Here is a 19,036-nt window from a genome sequence, read left to right on the forward strand (position 1 = left end):
ATGAGACGGCCCTCCGCTTTGGCGGAGGGCCTGGCGCTGGCAGAGACATTCAACCCGCTCGGTCAGGCCTCAGCTTCGTGGCAAACCGCTTCGATGTTGTGTCCATCCGGGCAAAGCACGAAGGCCGCGTAGTAGTTCGCGTGGTAGCGTGGGCGCAGACCCGGCGCACCATTGTCTTTACCACCCGCTTCCAGAGCCGCGCGGTAGAAAGCATCGACTTGCTCGCGGCTCTCGGCTGCGAAAGCGAGGTGTAGATGCGCCGGGTTCTCCTCGGTCTGGTGCAGGCACAACGAAGCCTTACCCTTCGCACTGAGTTCGACACCGTAGGAAGGTTCGCCCTCGGCTATCATAGCTACACCGAGCGGTTCGAGTGCCCTAAGGTAGAACGCTTTGCTCGCGGCAAAGTCCCTGACGCCGAATTTGACGTGGTCAAACATGAGTTCTCCTGACGTGTGCGAGCCTGCCTGGCGGTGGGGCCTTCAGTGCAGCATGTGCCGCAGATCGGTCTTTCCCGGCCGATTTACTTCGGGCCTAAATGGCATGCCTGATACATCCCATACATGAGGTTGCTGCTCCCCTTGGCGGATGAGAGCATTCGCCTTGGTTTGTCGAAGACCTGAGGAGAGCAGCGGTGGAATATTACGTTGGATTGGACGTCAGCCTCAAGAGCACACACATCTGCGTTATGGACCGGGATCGGCAGGTGGTGTGGCGCGGGAGCGCAGACACGCAGCCGTCGATGATCGCGGAGCGGCTGAAGAAGTGGAAAGGTCATCTTGCGGAAGTCGGACTAGAGACGGGTTCGATGACGCCCTGGCTTTACCACGAGCTGAAGAGTCTGGGCTTTCCGGTGGTCTGCATGGATGCGCGGCGTGCCGCAGATGCGCTGAAGGCGCGGCCTGAGAAGACGGACAAGGCGGATGCGCAGGCGCTTGCCGAGATGCTGGCGAGTGGCTGGTATTCACCGGTGCATGTGAAGACCATGGAAAGCCATCGGTTAAAAGCGTTGCTTGGCGCGCGTGAACAACTGGTCACCGTGAAGCGCCAGCTTTACGGCCAGGTCCGCGGACTGCTGCGCCCGTTCGGAATCAAGATCTCGGCGCGCGCCGGTGGCAAGCGGTTTGACGAGGAGGTCCGTTCTTCCTGCAACCGGCATGATGCGCTCTATATTGGTGTCGCCGCACTTCTCGACACGCTTGCGCGGGTTGCGGTCGAACTGGCCGGCCTGGACAAGAAGGTGCGGCAGATCGTGGCGGCGTCGAAGCCGTGCTGGCATCTGATGTCAGTGCCAGGCGTTGGACCGCTGACCTCTCTGGCCTTCGTGGCGACGGTGGAAGACCCGCAACGATTTGGAAAAAGCCGGTCCATCGGCTCCTATATCGGCCTGACGCCGAAGAGGTATCAGTCGGGGGATCGGGATGTGACAGGCGCGATCTCCAAACAGGGCGACGGGATGTTGCGGCACTATCTCTATGAGGCGGCTGGCTGCCTGCTGACGACGGTGACCGCGCCGTCCGCGCTGCGAAGCTGGGGCTTGAGACTGGCCAAACGTCTGGGTCCCAAGCGCGCACGGGCGGCGGTCGCACGCAAACTGGCGGTCCTGCTGCTTGGGCTTTGGAAAAGGGAGGATCATTTCCGCGCCGCAACGAGCGGCAAGGCTTTTTAGAAACCGAGATCGTGAAGTTCGTTCGCAGACCAAGCCCTCAGTGTCCATGGGTGAAGCGACCGGACCGGGACGGACGAATGCGAGACAGTTGGATGCGGATCAAAGACCGCGTTTAATACACTGCATCGGCCCCCTGGATGTGAAGCGAAGAGCCCCGGATAGTGGTGACGGACAGGACAGACCGCACACCGAAGAGAACCATGGGACGCTTGTGATGCTTCAGCCGGATTGGACGAAGGCAACGCGAACAAAAATCTTGACGCAGCAGCCAAATGTAGAGAACCAACGTGTGCTGATCATGACCGATGCGCCCAATCTCGCATTCCGATGGACATGATCTTCCACGGCTGATCGACGAACCTGTTCCAAGCGCGGCAGCATTGATCGACGATGTCGTCGTAGTCCTTGAAGACGCGGTTCGACAACCAGTTGTCCCTCATGAACTGCCAGAGGTTCTCGACCGGGTTCAATTCCGGCGACCGCGGCGGCAGGAACATCAAGGTGATGTTGTCCGGCACCTTCAGCTTCGGCGTGACGTGCCATCCGGCTTGGTCGAGAATGAGCACGGCATGTGCACCGGGATCGACGGCGTTGCTGATTTCGGCAAGGTGTTCCTGCATCGCCTCGGTGTCGCAATAGGGAAGGACGAGACCGCACCCTTGCCCTTCTTCGGGCAGATCGCACCGAAGATGTAGGCCCACATCGTGCGCTGATCATGCGGTGCGGATGGTCGGGTTCCTCGCCGCGCCCATCGCCGAGTGATCTTGTTCTTCTGGCCTATTCTGGCTTCGTCCGCCCACCAGATTTCGATATCCGTGCCTGGCAGGCGGGTCGCCTTGATTTCTGCCAGTGCGGTAGGGAAGTCTTTTTAAAAACCTCGCCCTCCAGTTCGTTCTGGACATAGTGGCGAGGCCGAGCCGACAGCTTGGCAAAGCCCAGAGCTTTCAGTTCGCGTCCGACGGTGGTTTCGTCGATGGATATCCGGAATTCCTCAAACAGCCACTGAACGAGGTCCTTGCGCCGCCAACGCACCACACCGTGGATAGCGGGGATCGGACCGCTTTCAACGATCTTCGCCAGCGCCTGCCGTTGCGCGTCGTTCAGCTTCGCGCGTCCACCCGGCGCTTTTCCGTTGATCAGTCCATCGGGACCGCGCTCGTTAAACCGCACGACCCAGTCGCGGACGATCTGCACCGTCACGCTGCCGAGGCGAGCGGCATCTGAACGAGAGCCGCCGTCGTAGATCGACGCCAGCGCAAGCAAGCGCCGGGCTTGATCGGCATTCTTCGTTTGCCGAGCCAACTGCCGGAGCGCCAACCCATTAAAGTCCTGTCGCAAAGATATCGCCCACCGCAAACCTCCTGTTTGCAGCATCGATTCAGATTCGAAGCCCAAAAGGAATCCCACGAGAGTCAGAAATCGCGCTCGTTGGTATGAGCGATCGATGGCAGGGAACGGAGGAGGAGAGCCCAATGGCAGCAGATCGCTGACTGGCCGTTCAAGCGGCCGGTCGTACGCAGTCGAAGCGCCATGGGTAAGCTTATCCAGGCCCTTTAGAAGCTGAGGGCCATCGTGACAAGCGCGGCGAAGACCATGATGACGCCGTAGGGGATCTTGCGAGTGACGCGAATTTCTTCGATCCGCATGATCACGGCGTAGTGCGCGAACGCCAACGGCATCGGCAACCTCAAGGCCAGCATGGTCAAGATCCCGCCGATCAGCAGGAAGACGGCGAAGGGGAGCATGCCGTGCCAGCCGACGAAGAGGCCAATCGGCAGGAATAGTTTGGCGTCGCCGGCACCGAACAGCCGAAAAGCCCAAAGCGCTACCCCGAGCGTGAAGAGCAGTAAGCCAGCTCCGATATCGCCGCCGACGCCTTCGAGTGAGAAGAGCGCGGCGCCGATGTCCTGTGTTGTCGTGAGCCGGATCATGGCGCCCAGCGCGTAGACGGAGACGAGCGCGAGCACGACGCCATTCGGAATGCGCCAGCGCTGGAAGTCGCTCCAGGCGGAGTAAAGAAAGAGCGCCGCCGCTACCAAAGGGATTATATTGATAAGTTCTGTCATGTTTCACCAGTTCTGCGCGATAGGTGATCTCAGATGCAATTGTGCTGCTCTTCCAAAGGCTTCGCAAGAAACCGCGGATCAGAAAAGCTCAAGAAATATTAACGGATGTCATGTTTCCGCAGGTGGTCTCTCTATTAACCCTTAAAAAGTAGGGGCTATGATTTTAACCATAACCCAAAGATGGCTCATACCACTTCGTATTAGAAGTTGACGATATAATAATTAAGGGATTATTAATAATGTCAGTCGGAGAGGCGGTCTCGATGACAGGCGGGGGCCGGGAAAATAAGCGGTCACGCAGAAAGTATACTGTGTTGGAGGTAATTCTCGATGAAAGCATTTTTGACAAAAGTCCCCGCTTTCGCGCGGGAAGAAGACGGCGTAGCGCTGACTGAATACCTTATTCTGCTTGGTCTGCTCGTCGGCGGGGTGATTGTTTCGGTGAGCACCATCGGAGATCAACTTGGCATTTATTGGGGTGAATGGGCGACTTATTTCACCAATACAGATATGGGCACGTAATTCGAGATTTTCAGAGAGAGGGGTTTGTTAACCCCTCTCTCGTAATTTAGTAATTGTCGATAAGGCTATTTTGATAAAGTATGGAGTATCGGCGATGCGCTCCTCGACGATCATCAGTCTCGTTGTTGCTCTTCTACTTGCTGTCGCCGCCGTTTTTGGCACGCGTACCTACCTCGCTGATCAGCGGGCGCGGCTTGCCGCAAACAGCGGTGCGAAATCCTCGGAAAAGATGCTTGTTGTTGCCGCCAAGGCCATGCGCTTCGGCGATCGAGTACGCCCAGAAAATCTGAAGACCATTCCTTGGCCCTCGGAGGAAAGACCGGAGGGCTCCTTCCAGGCAATCCAGGCGGTGCTCGGCGACAAGGACGAGCCGCGCTATGCCATGGAAGCGATCGATCCGGGAGAGCCGGTGCTGACTTCAAAGATTACCGGCGCTGGCGAACGTGCCACCCTGTCGGCGGCCCTTGATCAAGGGATGAAAGCGGTTTCCATTCGCGTCAACGATGTGCTCGGTGTCGCCGGCTTCGTGCGTCCCTCGGATCGGGTCGATGTACTCCTGACCCGCGTTATCCGCAACCCCAAGAGCGGCAATGAGCAGACCTCGGTGGATGTATTATTGCAGGGTGTGAAGGTGCTCGCCGTCGACCAGACAGCCGACGAGCGCAAGGACGAACCCTCGATCGTCAAGACGGTCACTTTCGAGGTGACGACCGCCGAGGCGCAGCGCCTGACGCTTGGCACCAATATCGGCACGCTCTCGCTTGCGCTTCGCAACATCTCCTCGGCCTCTGTTGAGCAGACGCGGCCGGTCACAGTCGCGGATCTAGGGGGCGGCCCGGTCGCGGTCGAACTCGCGCAAAACGCCGACGATGGGCGATTCGAGCAGATCGAACGCATGCTTCGCCAGGTCGGCGACGACCTTGGGGGACGGATCAACTCCGTCGAAAGTCGCATAAAGGCACCGGTAGGTGAAAAACAGGTGCAAATTGTCGAGCGAAACGTCGATCCGGTCTTGCCGGTGGAGCCGAAGTGGGCGACCGTCGGTGTCTGGAGTGCGACCAAACGGGAAGAGTACCGGGTGGGGCAGATCCAGTAACAGGTGATGCAGCCTACCCTGAGGCGGGGGTAGGGCCGACTTCGAGGAGAGGGGGCGTACGCAGGAATGTTGAGGGGAAGTACAAGATACACGGCAAGACGCAAGGCCCTCGCGGCGACGGTTGCGCTTGTTTCGGCCTGCGGCCTTTGGGGGCCCGGCCTTATCGGTTCGGCGGACGCGCAGGAGAAGTTCATCAATCTCGGCGGGGCGGTTCAACAGGTGGTGCTGCCACCGAACGACACGATGACGATTGCAACAGGCAAGCCTTTCGGCGATCTCGTCATCGGCAGCGCAGAACTCATCGACGTGGTGCCGCTTTCCGACAAATCGCTTTTTATCCGCGGCAAGAAGACCGGGGCGACCAACATATCGGTCTATGGCGATGACAAGAAGCTTCTCGGCGTCATCGACATCCGCGTCGCCAGCGATTTCAGCGAAGTAGCATCGGCGATCCGCTCCGCCTCGCCGGGGTCACGGGTCCGGGTGATCAACTCGAATGATCGTATCCGCCTGACGGGCATGGTGCGCGACGCCACCGAGTTGCAGCGGGTGCTTGAAATCGCCCAGTCCTATTCGGACCAGCCGGTTCTCAACCAGTTGCGCGTCAACGATTCCCAGCAGGTCATGCTGGAGGTTCGTGTGATCGAGGCGTCGCGTCAAACCGGTCGCGACCTCGGCATCGGTTGGGCAGGGGCGGGCAGGAATGGCATCGGCAAGGCCACGACCAGTCAGGGCATCGGTGTGAAGGATGGTGCCCTGGTTCGAACCCTCGAAGATGCAGCGGGCGCAGCCACCGGCATGCAACCCTTTGGGCAACTAATTGCCAAGGTTCTCGAGATCTCCGGCGGCCAGATCGACGTCGTCATCAACGCCCTCGAACAAAAGGGTCTGGTTCGACGCCTCGCACAGCCAAACCTGATTGCCATGAGCGGCGAGACAGCCAGCTTCCATGCCGGTGGTGAGGTGCCGATCCAGACGACGGTGGCCAACGGCGCAACGGTCGCGACGCAGACCGACTATCGTCCTTTTGGTGTGCGGTTGACATTTACACCAGTAGTCCTTGACGGCGGGCTCATTAGCTTGAGGGTTGAGCCGGAAGTTTCCGAACTCGACACATCGATCAACGTGAATGGCAATCCGGGCTTTATTTCGCGCGCGGCCAAGACGACCGTGGCGTTGCGTGATGGCCAGAGCTTTGCCATGGCCGGGTTGCTGCAATCGATAAACTCCAAGGATATTCAGCAGCTCCCGGGCTTGGGGCAGCTGCCGGTGATCGGTGCGCTCTTCCGCTCGACGAGCTTCCTAAAGCGCGAATCCGATCTGGTGATCGTCGTTACCCCGCACATCGTACGGCCGGCGGCACCGGGCGAGGCGCTCTATAGTCCGCTTGAGCAGACGCGTTCATCCAATGACGTGGAGCTTTTTGCACTCGGCGTTCTGGAGGTGGACAAAGACATGCTCCGTCGCTTCCGCAACGGCGAAGGCGTCACTGGCCCATATGGCCACAGGCTCGATCTCGACACAGGAGGCGTCGTTGCTGTTGCGAAAAAGTAGGCGCACGCTTCTGGTGCTGGCAATCGCGAGCCTTGTCTCGAGCTGTGCCGATTATATGAACCACAGAGATTCGATCACGTTTGGCCTTGGCAACGCGGCAGAAGCCAACAAAGCTATCCACACCCAGGATCCGTTCCCACGCGTGGCGCAGAACACGCGAATCGCGACCGATGGCAAGGTAGTGAGCAGAGCTGTACGTACCTATCAGGGGGGCGGGGGGGCGCCGGCGTTCGTGATCCCGCCCGCGGGGGCGGGGGGCAACGGCGCAATGCCCGGCAACTGACGGGCAAAGGCAGAGTTTGATGCGGCAGCAGTGCCGGAAAGGAATGTAATAAAAACAACGCGACACGACGGTAAGCCGCCGCGATCGGAGAGGCATGCCAATGTTGAACAGGGCAATAAAACGGTTTTGGGACGACCATCGGGGTTACGTCATCGCGTTGACGCTTATTGCCATGCCGCTGTTGCTCGGCTTCTCCCTCATCGTTATCGACGTCGGCCGCAGCGCCAATCTCCATACCGATCTGCAGAACGCGGTCGACGCCATGGCGCTGGCGGGTGCCCGCGAGCTCGACGGCCGCGACGACGCGATCACCCGCGCCGAAGCTGCGATCGAAAAGCTGGCCAACACTGCGGCCTTCGGCGACGGCGGGGCCGGCTTCTCGCTCGGCTCTTATATCACTGTGTCCTATGACGCGGGGAATGATGCGGCCAGCACGGTGACGGTCAAGTTCCTGAAGGGCATTCCCGGTGACGGGACCTTCGCGGGCGACGACGACGATCCAATTACCGAGGCGATGGTCACGACGGACCCGAACGAGGCCGGCTATGCCTGGGTCACGGCCAAGGACCAGGCGATGCAGACGATCTTCCCGCTGCCCGTCGGCCTCAACCGCGATACGATCAATGTGTCCGCCGATGCGGTCGCAGCCTATCGGGTCAGTGCCTGCGACGTCACGCCGATCTTCATCTGCAATCCTTACGAGCCGGTTGGCAACAGCAGTGCGACCGTCAGCGAACAGGCAGCGGAAGAGTTGCATAACAAATTCGCCGCCGGCGATCTCTATGGTCGCCAGATCGAGCTGCACAGTACATCGTCCTCCAATCCCGGACCGGGCAATTTCGGTTTCCTAAGGACACCTTTGGGCAGTGGTGCGTCGGTGCTGGCAGAGGCCCTTGCTACCGGCAATCCGGGCACCTGTTACACGAAGGACAACCTCGATACCGAAACCGGCGCAAAGGCGGGACCGGTGGAAGCCGGCGTGAACACCCGCTTCGGTTTGTACTCGGGATCGTTCAACAGTGCCCGCAATGACGGTCGCTACCGACCGGCCGACAATGTGCGCTCAGCACAGAACCAGACGGGTGGTGCCAGCAAAATCTGCGGCGACTATAACCCGGTCATGGACGGAAGCACAGTCGGAGATGTCACCAAGGCGGTGCCGCTCGGCTACGGCGCCACCATGACTGCGATGGGCGGCGGCAAGATCAGCAGCAGCAACAACTGGAACTATAACACCTATTGGAATGTCGCGCAGGGTGGCTCGGCACCGTCGGTCACCGCCGTCCTCAGTAACCACTCGAGCTATCCGGGCGGTGGTGCTTCCGCACCGAGCCAGCCCTCCGCCTACGACGTCTATCGCTACGAACTCAACAACCCGTCGCTGATCAGCCACGCCTCGGCAAACGGAGAAAAAGGTACGCCGGGGACGGGCGGCCAGTGCTACACGGGGCCGGCGCTTTCGAACTATACCGCGGATGAATATGGCGATCGCCGCGAGATCTTCTCCGCCATCGTCAATTGTGGCTACGAAGCCTCGGTTGGCCATCTGAACGGCCATAAGGCCACCCAGGCGATTGCCTTTGCGCGCATGTTCCTGACGAAGCCGGCGGTCAAGGACGCCAGCGAACGCTATCTCTCGCTGGAGATGATCGACATCAGCGGCAAGGGCGGGCGAGGCACGCTTGACGAGTTCCTGCGCGAAGAAACGGAGCTGGTCCGATGATCATCGCTCTGCGAAAATTCATCTCCGATCGCTTCCGTCGCGGCTTCTGGCCGAGCGATGACGGCGCGGTGCTGACCGAAGCGTTGGTTGCCGTGCCCTTCATTACGATATTTGCGGCCGGTATTCTCGAGTTTGGCAATATCTTCTGGCAGCGGATGCAGATCGACGCCGGCCTCAGGGACGCCGGCCGTTATCTCGCGCGATGCCGGCCGGATTCGGGGACTTACGACCCAACGTGCAACGAGACGACCGCCAAGCTTATCGCCTTCTATGGAACGCAAAGCCCGGCCGCAGGCGCGGCATTGCGTGTTGCCGGTTGGGGGCCTGCTTTGTCCGACATCACGATTACGCCGGCGGACGCGAACGGTACGATTACGGTGCAGACCGCGCATCTCTACCAGAGTTCGCCTGTCTTTTCCTGGCTCGGTCTCGACGCGATCACCATCAGTTCCTCTCACGAAGAGAGGTATATCGGATGGTAAAGCGGCGATCGCCCGTCTCCTTTTGGCAGGACCAGTATGGCGTGACGCTCACCGAAGGGCTGATAACGCTGCCGCTCGTGCTTTTGGTGTTCGCGGCTTTCGTCGAGTTCGGTTACGCCATGTCGCAGTGGAACCAGACGGTGAAGGCCCTGCAATTTGGCGCCCGCCTCGCAGCCGTCTCCGATCCCTTGACCAGCGACTTCGCCGACGTGTTCCCGACCGACGCCGACGATCCGTTGAACAACGGTGACGCGACCCCGAACGACGCGACGATATCGTCGACCTGCGGGCCGGCCCTCGCCAATTGCAGCGACGAGCTAAACCGGGTCGTCATGGGAAGCGACGGTGTCTGCGGGGTGGCGGGGGACCCGAACCCGGGCATCTGCGACCTCAACTGGCGCATACAGCCGGCAAACCTGGTGGTCACCTACCAGCGCTCGGGGCTCGGCTATTGGGGGCGGCCGAACGGGCCGGTGCTGACCATGCGGCTGGAAGTGCGAAACGTCACATTCGACCTGCCGCTGCTTGGCGCTCTGCTGGGATTGGATCAGATCGAAGTTCCCGCTCACCCGGTGACACTGACGACGGAAGACCTAGAGACATGTTCAACCTGCTGAGCCCGTCAATATTGCGTGGGGGAGCGAGATGACCGCACACATGAACTTTGCAACGACCACCAAGATCCTCGTTCTCTCCGACGACGCGGCAGCGGCGAGCGTCATGCTCGACACGTTCGGGTCGCTGTCGCGTTACGAAGCGCGGCACATGTCGTTGAGTGCGCTTGACGAGGCGGGAAGGGTCGATCCGACACAGTTCAACCTGATCGTGCTCGACGTCGACTGCGGCGACATGCTCTGCCGCCCGGAGATTTTCGCGTTTCGTGCCAGCCATCGCAATATTCCGATGGTCATCGTTTCCGAGGTTCTGTCTGATGAACTGATGCGGCCGTTGTTCCGGCTGAACGGTGACGACTGGCTGAAGAAGCCGCTTGAGCGTCGTGCTCTGATCGAGATGATCTCGACCCATGCACCAGGCGTCGACGGCAACGAGAGCCGGGTTCATGCCATCGTTGCTGCCGTAGGCGGGGCCGGGGCGAGCGTCATTTCCTCGTCGCTTGCCCATCTCTTGGCGCAGCCGACGAAGGGCGTCGCGCCGCGTGTTGGTCTGTTTGATCTGGATTTCTCGTCCGGATCGCTCGGCTACTACCTCAACCTTCTCAACGACTACGATCTGAAGACCGTCATCGCCAATCCGGCGCGTGTCGATCTCGAATTCATCGATCTCGTACGTAAGCGTCATTCCGGCGGGTTCACGCTGCTGTCGTTCAAACAGCCGTCCCTGCTGCTCGAGGCCAAAGGGGCCGAGCTGGTGCTGCGCATGCTTGATGTCGCATCCTTTGAAAGTGACCACATGGTGATCGACGTTCCCTATTACGAAACGCCCTGGAAGAGCGACGTATTGGGGTCGGTCAACAGCGTCTCAATCGTCACCGAGATGACCATCCCGGCGCTCCATCAGGCCAAGGATCTGTTCGCCGACTTGGTGCGGCAGCGCGGCAGTGCCGACTCTATCCAGGTGGTCATCAACAAGTATCATACCAAGCTCTTCAGCCTTGGGGTGCGTCGCGAGCAGGTGGACAAAGTGTTCAATGATACGCATGCGCACATCATCCCCTATGACTGGGACACGCTGAGTGAGGCCGTGAACCGCGGCGTTCTGCCCGACGAGGTCAACTCGCGATCGCCCTTCTGCGCCGCCGTTGGCAAGCTCGGAGCGCTCGTCAGATGAGGGCATTCCTCTACGGCAGCAGTGGATCGGTGGACCGAAGCAGCGCTGGCTTCGGTCGTGGCCGGTTGACGCAGGCCGTGTTGCTCTTGAGTGCGCTGGCGCTCACGCCGGTTGCTACTGGAGCATTGGCAGGCGGGACGGTGCCGCGCAGTCTCGGGCCGAAAACGAGCACGGTCGTAACGATCGAGAAAAGATATCCGATTGGCACGATCGTGGTCGGCAGTCAGGAGCGGACCCTCGATCTGGTCATTTCAGGCAATCGCGCGATCCGCTATCGGATCGGCGTCGGCCGCGACGGTTTCCGTTGGAGCGGCGTGGTGAAGGTTGGGCGGAAGGCCGAGTGGCCCGATTGGCGACCGCCGGCCGAGATGAAGGCGCGCGCACCAGAACTGCCGGAGCTGGTGCCTCCCGGTCCATTCAATCCCCTCGGCGCACGGGGCATCTATCTCTACCGGGGGAAAGCCGACACACTTTACCGCATCCACGGAACAAATGAGCAGTCGACGGTCGGGCAATTCGCCTCGTCCGGCTGTTTCCGCATGAGCAATGCCGACATCATCGATCTCTACGAGCGGGTGAGGGTCGGAGCAACGGTGATCGTCGAATAGTCGAACAAGGTGGGAAGCGATGGCAACCGGGTTCATTGGACGTTTCTACAAGCAGCAGCAGCCGGATGAGGAGAACGTTCGGGAGGCTCCTGAGCCTGGCTCGATGCCCGTGGCCGAGGCCGCGTCCATACCCAGTCCGGAGGCAGCCGGCGCTGCGGCAAGTGCCAGGCTGGAAGAGTCACTCGGGCTCGACATGGTGGCCGAGCGGGTCAATCTGCATCGCTACCTGCTCGACCGCATCAACCTCGGCATACTCGACACGATGGACGACGAGGAAATTGCCACCGAGATCAGGCCGCTCGTCAAGGATTACATCCGGCGCAACAATTTCCCGCTCAATGCCAAGGAAATCAGCGACCTGATCCGCGACATCACCGACGAGATGCTCGGACTCGGGCCGATCGAGCCGTTGCTTGCCGATGACTCGATCGCCGATATCCTGATCAACGGTTACAACAGCGTCTACGTCGAACGGCGTGGCAAGCTTGAAAGTACGGCGGTACGCTTTAAGGACGAAGATCACCTGCTCCGCGTGATCAACAAGATCGTCTCTGCCGTCGGACGACGTGTGGACGAGTCGACACCGCTCGTCGATGCTCGGTTGAAGGATGGATCGCGCGTCAACGTCGCCATCCGGCCGATCTCGGTCGACGGGCCGCTCGTCTCGATCCGCAAGTTCACGCGCAAGCCGTTGACGCTGGAGCGCTTGGTCGAGAATGGCGCCATGGCGAACGCGATGCGAATTCTGTTGAGTGCTGCGGTCAAAGGCCGGGTGTCGATGGTCGTCTCGGGCGGCACAGGCTCGGGCAAGACGACCCTGCTCAACGCCCTGTCGTCGCAGATTTCGACCAAGGAGCGCCTGATCACCATCGAAGACGCGGCCGAATTGCAGCTGCAGCAACCGCATGTCGGACGGCTGGAAACCAGGCCGCCGACGCTCGATGGCCGTAACGAAGTGCGCCAGCGCGAGCTCCTGAAGAATGCGCTGCGCATGCGACCCGATCGCATCATCGTCGGCGAGGTGCGCGGGGAAGAGGCGTTCGACATGTTGCAGGCGATGAACACCGGCCACGAAGGTTCGATGACGACCATTCACGCCAACACACCGCGCGATGCCGTCGGTCGGCTCGAGCAGATGGTCGGCATGGCGGGCATGCCCATGTCGCAGCTCAGCATCCGCTCGCAGATCGCCTCGGCAATCACCATCATTGTTCAGGTCCAGCGCCTGAGCGACGGCAGCCGCAAAGTGGTTTCGATTTCCGAGATCACTGGCATGGAGGGCGAGGTGGTGCAGATGCAGGAGATCATGCGATTCAGGCGAACCGCTACCGACGAGAACGGCCGCATCCACGGCGAATTCCGGGCGACCGGCCTTCGGCCCCGCTTCGTCGAGGAATTCGCGGAGCTTGGAATCGTGATTCCTTCGGCGATCTTTGATCCGGGAAAACCTCTGCAAACGGGAGCTGTTGAACCATGACTCTGCTGCTCCTCTACGCTGCGGTCTTCATCGCTGCGCTGGTTTCCGTCGAGGCGCTGTTGCGCAGCTACTTTCGGAAGTCCGAGCGGCAACGCGCCGTCAATCATCGGCTAAGCCTGCTCGATGGGAGCGAGGACCACCTAAAGACTTACCGTGCGATGCTGAAGGAGCGCGGCGCCGACGAAGATTGGCGATCCATGCCGCTGGTTCAGCGCGCCCGGCAGTTCTATGCTCAGTCAGGCATCAAGTTCGACGCGCAGCGTTTCGCGCTCTACGGGATCGCTGGCGCGGTGCTGATCTGGTTGGTCGTTCAATTCCTGGTTCCGAGCACCCTCGTCCGGATTCCCGTCTTCCTGCTAATCTGCCTTCTCGTTCCCGTCATTGTCGTCTGGCGCATTCGGGCGAGCCGGATTCGCAAATTTACCCTGAAGCTTCCCGAGGCACTCGACGTTGCCAATCGCAGCCTATCTGCGGGTCATCCGCTGCCGGCTGCAATTTCGCTTGTAGCGCGCGAAATGCCCGATCCGGTTGGTACGGAATTTGGGCTGCTCTCGGATGAGTTGACCTATGGCACCACCTTGGATGACGCCCTCGTCAATCTCAGTCACCGCGTCGGTGCGGAAGACTTGAACCTGCTGGCAATCGCCTTGAGCGTCCAGGCAGGCACCGGCGGTAATCTGGTCGAAATCCTGCAAAATCTCTCGAAAACCCTGCGTGATCGCACGATGCTGAAAGCCAAGGTCAAAGCGATTTCGTCAGAAGGGCGTATCACCGCGATTTTCATGTCGGTCTATCCGTTCCTTCTCTACGCGATGATCAGGGCGCTTGCGCCGACTTACTTCGATCCGGTGTGGGCGAGCGGCCACGGCACGACCATCGTGGCCGTGCTGGGCGTGGTCATGATCATCGGCAACATCATTCTCTACAAGATGGTCAACTTCGAATATTGAGGCCGCTATGGGCGAGTACGGAATCTACATCGTCGTCTTCCTTGCGGTTCTGATATTCACCGCCGTTACTTCGGAGCTGGTGTTTCGCCGACGCGCGATCGGCCTCCGATTGTCGGAGACGACCGCAAAGGCAGGTGCCGACGACCTTCAGCTCGGCGATAGCACCCTTGTCGACCTGGGAGAGGCGGAGAACCGCCTGATCCGCCGCTATTTCGAAATTACCAGGCGCGACCAAAATGCCAATTCCACACAGAACCGGCTGATCCGGGCGGGATATTTCGGAGCCAGAGCGGTTACCGTCTTTCAGGTGGTGCGAGCGCTCCTTTGCGGCGTGGTCATGGTTGCGGCGGCTTGGGCTTTGGACCGATTCGCGCCGCAGATGTCCAGGCTTGCGATCCTGCTCGTCGCGATCATTGCGACCGGCGCCACTTTCGTGCTGGTGAACATCTACATCGACCGGCGCGGTGACGCCAAGGAGCGGGAATACCGGCGGCTCTTCCCAGACTTCATGGATATGCTGATCGTGTGCCTTGACGCGGGCATGAGCATTGAGGCGGCAGCGGATCGTGTCGCCCGGGAGTTCGTCCAGAAACGTCAGGATTTTGGTTTGCATTTGTCGATCATGATGCTGGAGGTGCGCGGCGGCCGCCGTCTGCGAGAAGCCCTGACCAATCTTGCTACGCGCTTGAGGATCGACGAAGCGCGCGCGCTTGCCGTGCTCTTCCGCCAGTCGGAGGAGCTTGGAACGAGCGTTACCCTGACGCTGCGCGTCTACAGCAAGGAAATGCGTGATCTCAGGCTCGTGCGGGCCGAGGAGAAGGCCAATGCCCTGCCGATCAAGATGCTGTTGCCGCTCGGTGCCTTCCTGTTTCCCGTCAGTCTCATCATCGTGCTCGTCCCTATCGTCCTTCGCGTCATCGGCATTCTCACCGGCTTGAAGCCCGGTGGCTAGATAGGAGTGAGGCTCTATGCAGTATTCGCAAAGCCAAGACCGTGAAGACTTTGCCCTCGCGCTTGATCGGCGCATGCCGGTGGCACCGCTAAGTCTTGAAGAAACCGGACTGGAATTGTCGTTCCTGCTGCGTCTGGCGGCCAAGTGCGCGACCGAGCAGGACACGGTTACAGCTTCGCACCTTGCCGAACGGATGAAGCTGTCGAAAGTACTGACAAACCTCCTCATCAAGGAGTTGGTGAAGCTGTCCTATCTCGAAGCGAGAGGGCTTGCGGGAGAGGACGTCAAGTCCGACATCCGCTACGCGCTCTCGATGAAGGGCCTGGACTACGCTCAGACGGCGGCGCGGCAGTCGGAATATGTCGGCCCGGCTCCCGTGCCTCTCGATGCCTTCTGCCGCCAGATCGGCTTGCAGTCGATTCACCACGAACGCGTCACCTCCGAGCGGCTGATCCGGAGTCTCGAGGGGCTGGTGCTGTCGCCGGCGCTGGTCGAGAAACTTGGGCCTGCCGTCAATTCGGGTCGTTCCATCCTGCTCTATGGCCCCCCGGGCAATGGCAAGACGAGCATCGCCGAGCGAACCTCGGAGCTCTTCCTCCAGACGATCTGGGTGCCCTACGCTATCGAAGTCGGCGGCTATGTTATCAGTTTCTATGACGAGGCGACGCACCAGCCTGTGCGCGAGCCGGCGGTTAGGTCGCATCCGAAGGCGGACCAGCGATGGGTGGAATGCCGGCGGCCGGTCATCAAGACCGGTGGCGAACTCACCCTGGATCTGCTGGACCTGACCTACAACCCGGGATCCAATGTCTACGAAGCGCCAGTGCATCTGAAGGCATCGGGTGGCGTCTTCATCATCGATGATTTCGGCCGCCAACAGGACCGGCCGCAGGCGCTGATCAACCGCTGGATCGTGCCGCTCGAGCGTGGCTACGACTTCCTGACATTGCATACCGGCAAGAAGTTCAAGGTGCCCTTCGATGAGCTCGTCGTCTTTTCGACCAACATTGCGCCGCGTGAACTCTCCGATGAAGCCGGCCTGCGGCGCCTCAAATATAAGATATTTGTGAATAACCCCTCGCCAGATGAATATATCCGCATCTTCGAGTCCTACGCGCGCGAGGTCGCGATAAACTTGTTGAGCGATGATTTGCGCCTGTTCTACGATCGAAAATACAAGGGAGATACGCTGGCGTCCTGTTACCATCCCAAATACCTCCTGGATTTCATCGCCTCCTATTGCGAGTTCAATGACCTGCCGAAGGTCGCGTCGCTGGAGATGCTTGAGCGGGCTTGGGGAGGGGTGTTCACATTGGATTGAGGCGGGAGACTGAGTCGCTCTCGGCAGGGACGTAGCCTTGTTAAAGAATGTCTGAAATACTCGTGCAAGCTGGCCATCGGCGCAAGAGCGCAAAACATTTAAAGCGAGTGCGGTCCAGCGGGGGTCACGTGGGGTTCGGGGATCGGTAAAGTCAGGGCCGTGGCCCAGATTGCTGACGGAGGAAGTCGATGACGCATATTTCGAATGTCGATGTGGAAATCGAGCCCGACGTCGAATTGCGGGGCAGAGAGTACGGTGCGAAGGAGCCAATCCGTTCGAGAAGCATGCCGATTATTGCGCTGGGACTCATGCTGCTGCCGCTCAACGCCGGCATCCTGCTTTACACGGCAAAGAATGCCGCAGACGTGCGCGAAAGCCGCGAAACCCTTTCTGCACTCAAACGCTCGATCGACGGCCTGAAGCAGCAGATCAGCAAACAGGCCGTGAACATCGCCAGCGGGGCCAAGGCCGATGATATGGCGGCTGTTCGTAAATCCGTTGAAGAGTTGCAGAAGGATGTCGCTGACCTCGATGGCCGCATGGGTACGAGCATGTTCGCATCCAGTGGCAGCATGATCATCAGCGCGCCGGGGAAAGAAGTGACCCAGCGGCTGGCACCATCATCCTATTCGGTGTCCGCTCCGGAATCCGCTGTTGACGATGTCCTCGCCGCAGCTGACCCTCAGGGCGGTTCCATCGCCAACCTGCCGCGCTATGAACGAACTGTCTCGGCGGATGGCAAGCTTGTTCTAAGAAAGGTGCGCTAGAGCAATTCCAGGAAAAGTGGGAAACGTTTTTCCGTCCGGAATTGCGTAATTTCAAAGGCTTAGATCACTTCAGTGTTTCGATGAAACAATGAAATGATCGAGGTTGAGCGCGCCTCCGCGCAGGTTCTTGCTTCGCGGACAGGGCAGTGCCGCCGCGCTTCGCGCTCCCAGAAGAAGTTGCAAGGGGACCTCACGCCAGGCGGTTTAGCGCTGAAGGAGTTCAGCGAAGGGCGACTTACCGCTGAGCGTACTTGACGCTGTTTTTCATCAATTCGAGGTTCTTCGCCGTGGTCTCGTTTGACGGGTCGATCTCGTATGCTTTCAGGAAGTAGGTGCGGGCCCCGGGCAGGTCACCGCGCAGCAGGTGGGAATAGCCGATATTGTTGTAGTAGACGGCTGTGCCGCCGATCATCTTGGAAAGCTGCGCATAGGCACGATCCGAGGTATCAAAGCGACCAACCATGTCGGACGAGGCCGCAAAGCCCAGCCATGCCGCAGGATCCCGCGGAAAGACCTCAACCGCCCGCTTGTAGATCGCGTAGGACTTTCCGTAGTTCTTCTCTTGGAACTGGAGCTTGCCCGTGGTCACCAGCTCATCGTCCTTGTAGAAGGCGACCGCCGAATCATCGTTGAGCGTTTTCGCGCTATCGCCGAAGGCGGCGACATCGTCGAGTGCATCCGATTGGCACCCGCCTAGCAACAGCACCCCCGCGAGCAGCGTAACGCGGCCTATTTTGCTCCGAGACATTTCCATTACATTCCCCCGATTGCGGGCATCCTAGCCTCGCCAAGAAATGAGCTCACCGGAAATCTTCCAGAAAAATAGCTAATAAAGATAGAATTGAAACTGAGAGTCGCAATAAAGAGACACATGCCGGCTGGCCGGCCGCATCTGCCTTCGTAATTTCGCCTTTCAGCCCTGCGAATCAAGGGGTTGGAGCCGACAGACTTCGATGAGGGCGGCCCCGTGAAACCGCGAGATATTCCGAATCAAGGCGGCAATCTCGTAAGCGTCAATTAAGCATCATCTTATATTTTCTGTCTGACACATCCCACATCGGGTGGGCGGGCATAAAGGAGCGGAGCCATGCGAGCGTTAGCGCTGACCATCATTCGACTTGGGCCCTGCGGAGCCTACTTGCTCGCAACCATCTCACTCCTGAGTGTCGCGCTGCTTGGTAACACTCCGTCCAGCCCGCTCGCCTGGGCCTTGTACACGACCATGTTGCCGACGACGCGCACGCTTTTACTCAGGCTCGTAACCGCTTCCGACATGGTCTTTTGGGGCGTGACCTTTACGCTCCTTGTCGCCGCCGCGGTTGGCGGCTATGTGGCGGTCCGGCCGGAGCGATATCTGCAGCTGCGCTTCCTTCATGCGCACTTGGCGCTCATCGCCTCCGGGCTCGCTGTGCTCCAGATATCGCAAAACAGTGCCGGGCTCGCCAGTGTTTCGTTTTCGCAACTTCCGCCAGTTGACTGGTCGCTCGTCGACGGCTCGTCTGCGGCGTTCGCCTTGTTCTTTCTGATCCTCTTGGCCTGCGTTAGCGCTCATGCGGCGATCATCAAGAGCATCCGTTTCGCTCGTCATTGCACCAAATGAAATGAAGAGCCCGCCGAGGATGTCTACTAACGAGAGCTCACGGACTTCCAATCCGGGATCGAGGATATCGCTTCACGCATTGATCTGATGCTATGCGATCAAGCAGGCGGCTCTCGGCAAGGGAGCTGCGGCAAGTCGTCTGAGCTGCCGCCGGAAAATTGTCTATTTTTGCGGCTGTAGG

The 19,036-nt window shown here is 59.8% G+C and carries 19 protein-coding genes and 1 pseudogene; 16 read left to right on the top strand and 4 right to left on the bottom strand.

The annotated features are described in order from the left end of the window. Window positions 1-62: 62 nt before the first annotated feature. Complete coding sequence (locus tag AC3WWH_RS13225; RefSeq protein WP_492377016.1) at window positions 63-437, bottom strand: VOC family protein; 375 nt, start codon at window positions 435-437, stop codon at window positions 63-65. Window positions 438-649: 212 nt separating this feature from the next. Between AC3WWH_RS13225 and AC3WWH_RS13230 the strand changes: the two genes are divergently transcribed. After that, window positions 650-1,666 carry an IS110 family RNA-guided transposase gene (locus AC3WWH_RS13230; protein WP_492377017.1) on the top strand — a complete coding sequence of 339 codons (1,017 nt, stop codon included), beginning with the start codon at window positions 650-652 and terminating at the stop codon, window positions 1,664-1,666. Between the two features lie 296 nt (window positions 1,667-1,962). On the opposite strand, the pseudogene AC3WWH_RS13235 reads toward AC3WWH_RS13230, so the two are convergent. Then, a pseudogene (locus tag AC3WWH_RS13235) lies at window positions 1,963-3,040 on the bottom strand (IS630 family transposase). A gap of 179 nt (window positions 3,041-3,219) precedes the next feature. Continuing rightward, a complete protein-coding gene (locus tag AC3WWH_RS13240) occupies window positions 3,220-3,732 on the bottom strand; it encodes an A24 family peptidase (protein ID WP_492377018.1) in 513 nt (170 codons plus the stop codon). 330 nt (window positions 3,733-4,062) lie between these two features. Here AC3WWH_RS13240 and AC3WWH_RS13245 point away from each other — a divergent pair, with 330 nt between their 5' ends. The 14 genes from AC3WWH_RS13245 to AC3WWH_RS13310 all read left to right on the top strand — a co-directional run bounded on the left by AC3WWH_RS13245 (window position 4,063) and on the right by AC3WWH_RS13310 (window position 17,255). Then, window positions 4,063-4,254 (top strand): hypothetical protein, encoded by a 192-nt coding sequence (locus AC3WWH_RS13245; protein ID WP_492377019.1) that lies wholly within the window; start codon window positions 4,063-4,065, stop codon window positions 4,252-4,254. 94 nt (window positions 4,255-4,348) lie between these two features. Further along, window positions 4,349-5,350 carry a Flp pilus assembly protein CpaB gene (gene cpaB, locus AC3WWH_RS13250; RefSeq protein ID WP_492377020.1) on the top strand — a complete coding sequence of 334 codons (1,002 nt, stop codon included), beginning with the start codon at window positions 4,349-4,351 and terminating at the stop codon, window positions 5,348-5,350. Between the two features lie 66 nt (window positions 5,351-5,416). Then, window positions 5,417-6,904, top strand: a complete 1,488-nt coding sequence (locus tag AC3WWH_RS13255) for a type II and III secretion system protein family protein (RefSeq protein ID WP_492377021.1) — start codon at window positions 5,417-5,419, stop codon at window positions 6,902-6,904. Further along, window positions 6,849-7,187: a pilus assembly protein gene (locus AC3WWH_RS13260; RefSeq protein ID WP_492377022.1), complete on the top strand. Its 339-nt coding sequence runs from the start codon at window positions 6,849-6,851 to the stop codon at window positions 7,185-7,187. Before AC3WWH_RS13255 ends, AC3WWH_RS13260 begins: the two co-directional genes overlap by 56 nt. Window positions 7,188-7,287: 100 nt before the next feature. After that, window positions 7,288-8,910 carry a TadE/TadG family type IV pilus assembly protein gene (locus AC3WWH_RS13265; RefSeq protein WP_492377023.1) on the top strand — a complete coding sequence of 541 codons (1,623 nt, stop codon included), beginning with the start codon at window positions 7,288-7,290 and terminating at the stop codon, window positions 8,908-8,910. Next, a complete protein-coding gene (locus tag AC3WWH_RS13270; protein ID WP_492377100.1) occupies window positions 8,910-9,392 on the top strand; it encodes a TadE/TadG family type IV pilus assembly protein in 483 nt (160 codons plus the stop codon). Before AC3WWH_RS13265 ends, AC3WWH_RS13270 begins: the two co-directional genes overlap by 1 nt. Continuing rightward, on the top strand, window positions 9,386-10,009 hold the full coding sequence (locus AC3WWH_RS13275) for a TadE/TadG family type IV pilus assembly protein (RefSeq protein ID WP_492377024.1): 624 nt from the start codon (window positions 9,386-9,388) through the stop codon (window positions 10,007-10,009). Before AC3WWH_RS13270 ends, AC3WWH_RS13275 begins: the two co-directional genes overlap by 7 nt. A 28-nt stretch (window positions 10,010-10,037) precedes the next feature. Further along, window positions 10,038-11,180 carry a pilus assembly protein gene (locus AC3WWH_RS13280; protein WP_492377025.1) on the top strand — a complete coding sequence of 381 codons (1,143 nt, stop codon included), beginning with the start codon at window positions 10,038-10,040 and terminating at the stop codon, window positions 11,178-11,180. After that, entirely contained in the window at window positions 11,177-11,788 is a 612-nt protein-coding gene (locus AC3WWH_RS13285) for a L,D-transpeptidase (protein ID WP_492377026.1), read from the top strand. Before AC3WWH_RS13280 ends, AC3WWH_RS13285 begins: the two co-directional genes overlap by 4 nt. A 103-nt stretch (window positions 11,789-11,891) precedes the next feature. After that, window positions 11,892-13,265, top strand: coding sequence for a TadA family conjugal transfer-associated ATPase (locus AC3WWH_RS13290; RefSeq protein WP_492377101.1), 1,374 nt, complete (start codon window positions 11,892-11,894; stop codon window positions 13,263-13,265). After that, window positions 13,262-14,215: a type II secretion system F family protein gene (locus AC3WWH_RS13295; RefSeq protein WP_492377027.1), complete on the top strand. Its 954-nt coding sequence runs from the start codon at window positions 13,262-13,264 to the stop codon at window positions 14,213-14,215. Before AC3WWH_RS13290 ends, AC3WWH_RS13295 begins: the two co-directional genes overlap by 4 nt. Before the next feature lie 7 nt (window positions 14,216-14,222). Then, window positions 14,223-15,167, top strand: coding sequence for a type II secretion system F family protein (locus AC3WWH_RS13300; RefSeq protein ID WP_492377028.1), 945 nt, complete (start codon window positions 14,223-14,225; stop codon window positions 15,165-15,167). A gap of 16 nt (window positions 15,168-15,183) precedes the next feature. Beyond that, window positions 15,184-16,488 carry a DUF8689 domain-containing protein gene (locus AC3WWH_RS13305; protein ID WP_492377029.1) on the top strand — a complete coding sequence of 435 codons (1,305 nt, stop codon included), beginning with the start codon at window positions 15,184-15,186 and terminating at the stop codon, window positions 16,486-16,488. A 188-nt stretch (window positions 16,489-16,676) separates the two neighbouring features. Beyond that, window positions 16,677-17,255, top strand: coding sequence for a hypothetical protein (locus AC3WWH_RS13310; RefSeq protein ID WP_492377030.1), 579 nt, complete (start codon window positions 16,677-16,679; stop codon window positions 17,253-17,255). Window positions 17,256-17,490: 235 nt separating this feature from the next. Here AC3WWH_RS13310 and AC3WWH_RS13315 read toward each other — a convergent pair whose 3' ends face one another. Next, entirely contained in the window at window positions 17,491-18,003 is a 513-nt protein-coding gene (locus AC3WWH_RS13315; RefSeq protein ID WP_492377031.1) for a tetratricopeptide repeat protein, read from the bottom strand. 390 nt (window positions 18,004-18,393) lie between these two features. On the opposite strand from AC3WWH_RS13315, the gene AC3WWH_RS13320 reads away from it, so the two are divergent. Beyond that, window positions 18,394-18,855 (top strand): hypothetical protein, encoded by a 462-nt coding sequence (locus AC3WWH_RS13320; RefSeq protein WP_492377032.1) that lies wholly within the window; start codon window positions 18,394-18,396, stop codon window positions 18,853-18,855. Window positions 18,856-19,036 lie beyond the last annotated feature (181 nt).

The organism is Ensifer sp. EB106-03-01-XG145 (genome assembly GCF_058792075.1).

Bases quoted from the DNA above. Each gene is read 5' to 3' on its own strand.
- AC3WWH_RS13260 (WP_492377022.1), top strand. From the start codon at position 6,849: ATGGCCACAGGCTCGATCTCGACACAGGAGGCGTCGTTGCTGTTGCGA.
- AC3WWH_RS13225 (WP_492377016.1), bottom strand. From the start codon at position 437: ATGTTTGACCACGTCAAATTCGGCGTCAGGGACTTTGCCGCGAGCAAA.
- cpaB (WP_492377020.1), top strand. From the start codon at position 4,349: ATGCGCTCCTCGACGATCATCAGTCTCGTTGTTGCTCTTCTACTTGCT.
- AC3WWH_RS13275 (WP_492377024.1), top strand. From the start codon at position 9,386: ATGGTAAAGCGGCGATCGCCCGTCTCCTTTTGGCAGGACCAGTATGGC.
- AC3WWH_RS13285 (WP_492377026.1), top strand. From the start codon at position 11,177: ATGAGGGCATTCCTCTACGGCAGCAGTGGATCGGTGGACCGAAGCAGC.
- AC3WWH_RS13315 (WP_492377031.1), bottom strand. From the start codon at position 18,003: ATGTCTCGGAGCAAAATAGGCCGCGTTACGCTGCTCGCGGGGGTGCTG.
- AC3WWH_RS13265 (WP_492377023.1), top strand. From the start codon at position 7,288: ATGTTGAACAGGGCAATAAAACGGTTTTGGGACGACCATCGGGGTTAC.
- AC3WWH_RS13290 (WP_492377101.1), top strand. From the start codon at position 11,892: ATGCCCGTGGCCGAGGCCGCGTCCATACCCAGTCCGGAGGCAGCCGGC.
- AC3WWH_RS13245 (WP_492377019.1), top strand. From the start codon at position 4,063: ATGAAAGCATTTTTGACAAAAGTCCCCGCTTTCGCGCGGGAAGAAGAC.
- AC3WWH_RS13295 (WP_492377027.1), top strand. From the start codon at position 13,262: ATGACTCTGCTGCTCCTCTACGCTGCGGTCTTCATCGCTGCGCTGGTT.
- AC3WWH_RS13305 (WP_492377029.1), top strand. From the start codon at position 15,184: ATGCAGTATTCGCAAAGCCAAGACCGTGAAGACTTTGCCCTCGCGCTT.
- AC3WWH_RS13255 (WP_492377021.1), top strand. From the start codon at position 5,417: ATGTTGAGGGGAAGTACAAGATACACGGCAAGACGCAAGGCCCTCGCG.
- AC3WWH_RS13310 (WP_492377030.1), top strand. From the start codon at position 16,677: ATGACGCATATTTCGAATGTCGATGTGGAAATCGAGCCCGACGTCGAA.
- AC3WWH_RS13280 (WP_492377025.1), top strand. From the start codon at position 10,038: ATGACCGCACACATGAACTTTGCAACGACCACCAAGATCCTCGTTCTC.
- AC3WWH_RS13240 (WP_492377018.1), bottom strand. From the start codon at position 3,732: ATGACAGAACTTATCAATATAATCCCTTTGGTAGCGGCGGCGCTCTTT.
- AC3WWH_RS13300 (WP_492377028.1), top strand. From the start codon at position 14,223: ATGGGCGAGTACGGAATCTACATCGTCGTCTTCCTTGCGGTTCTGATA.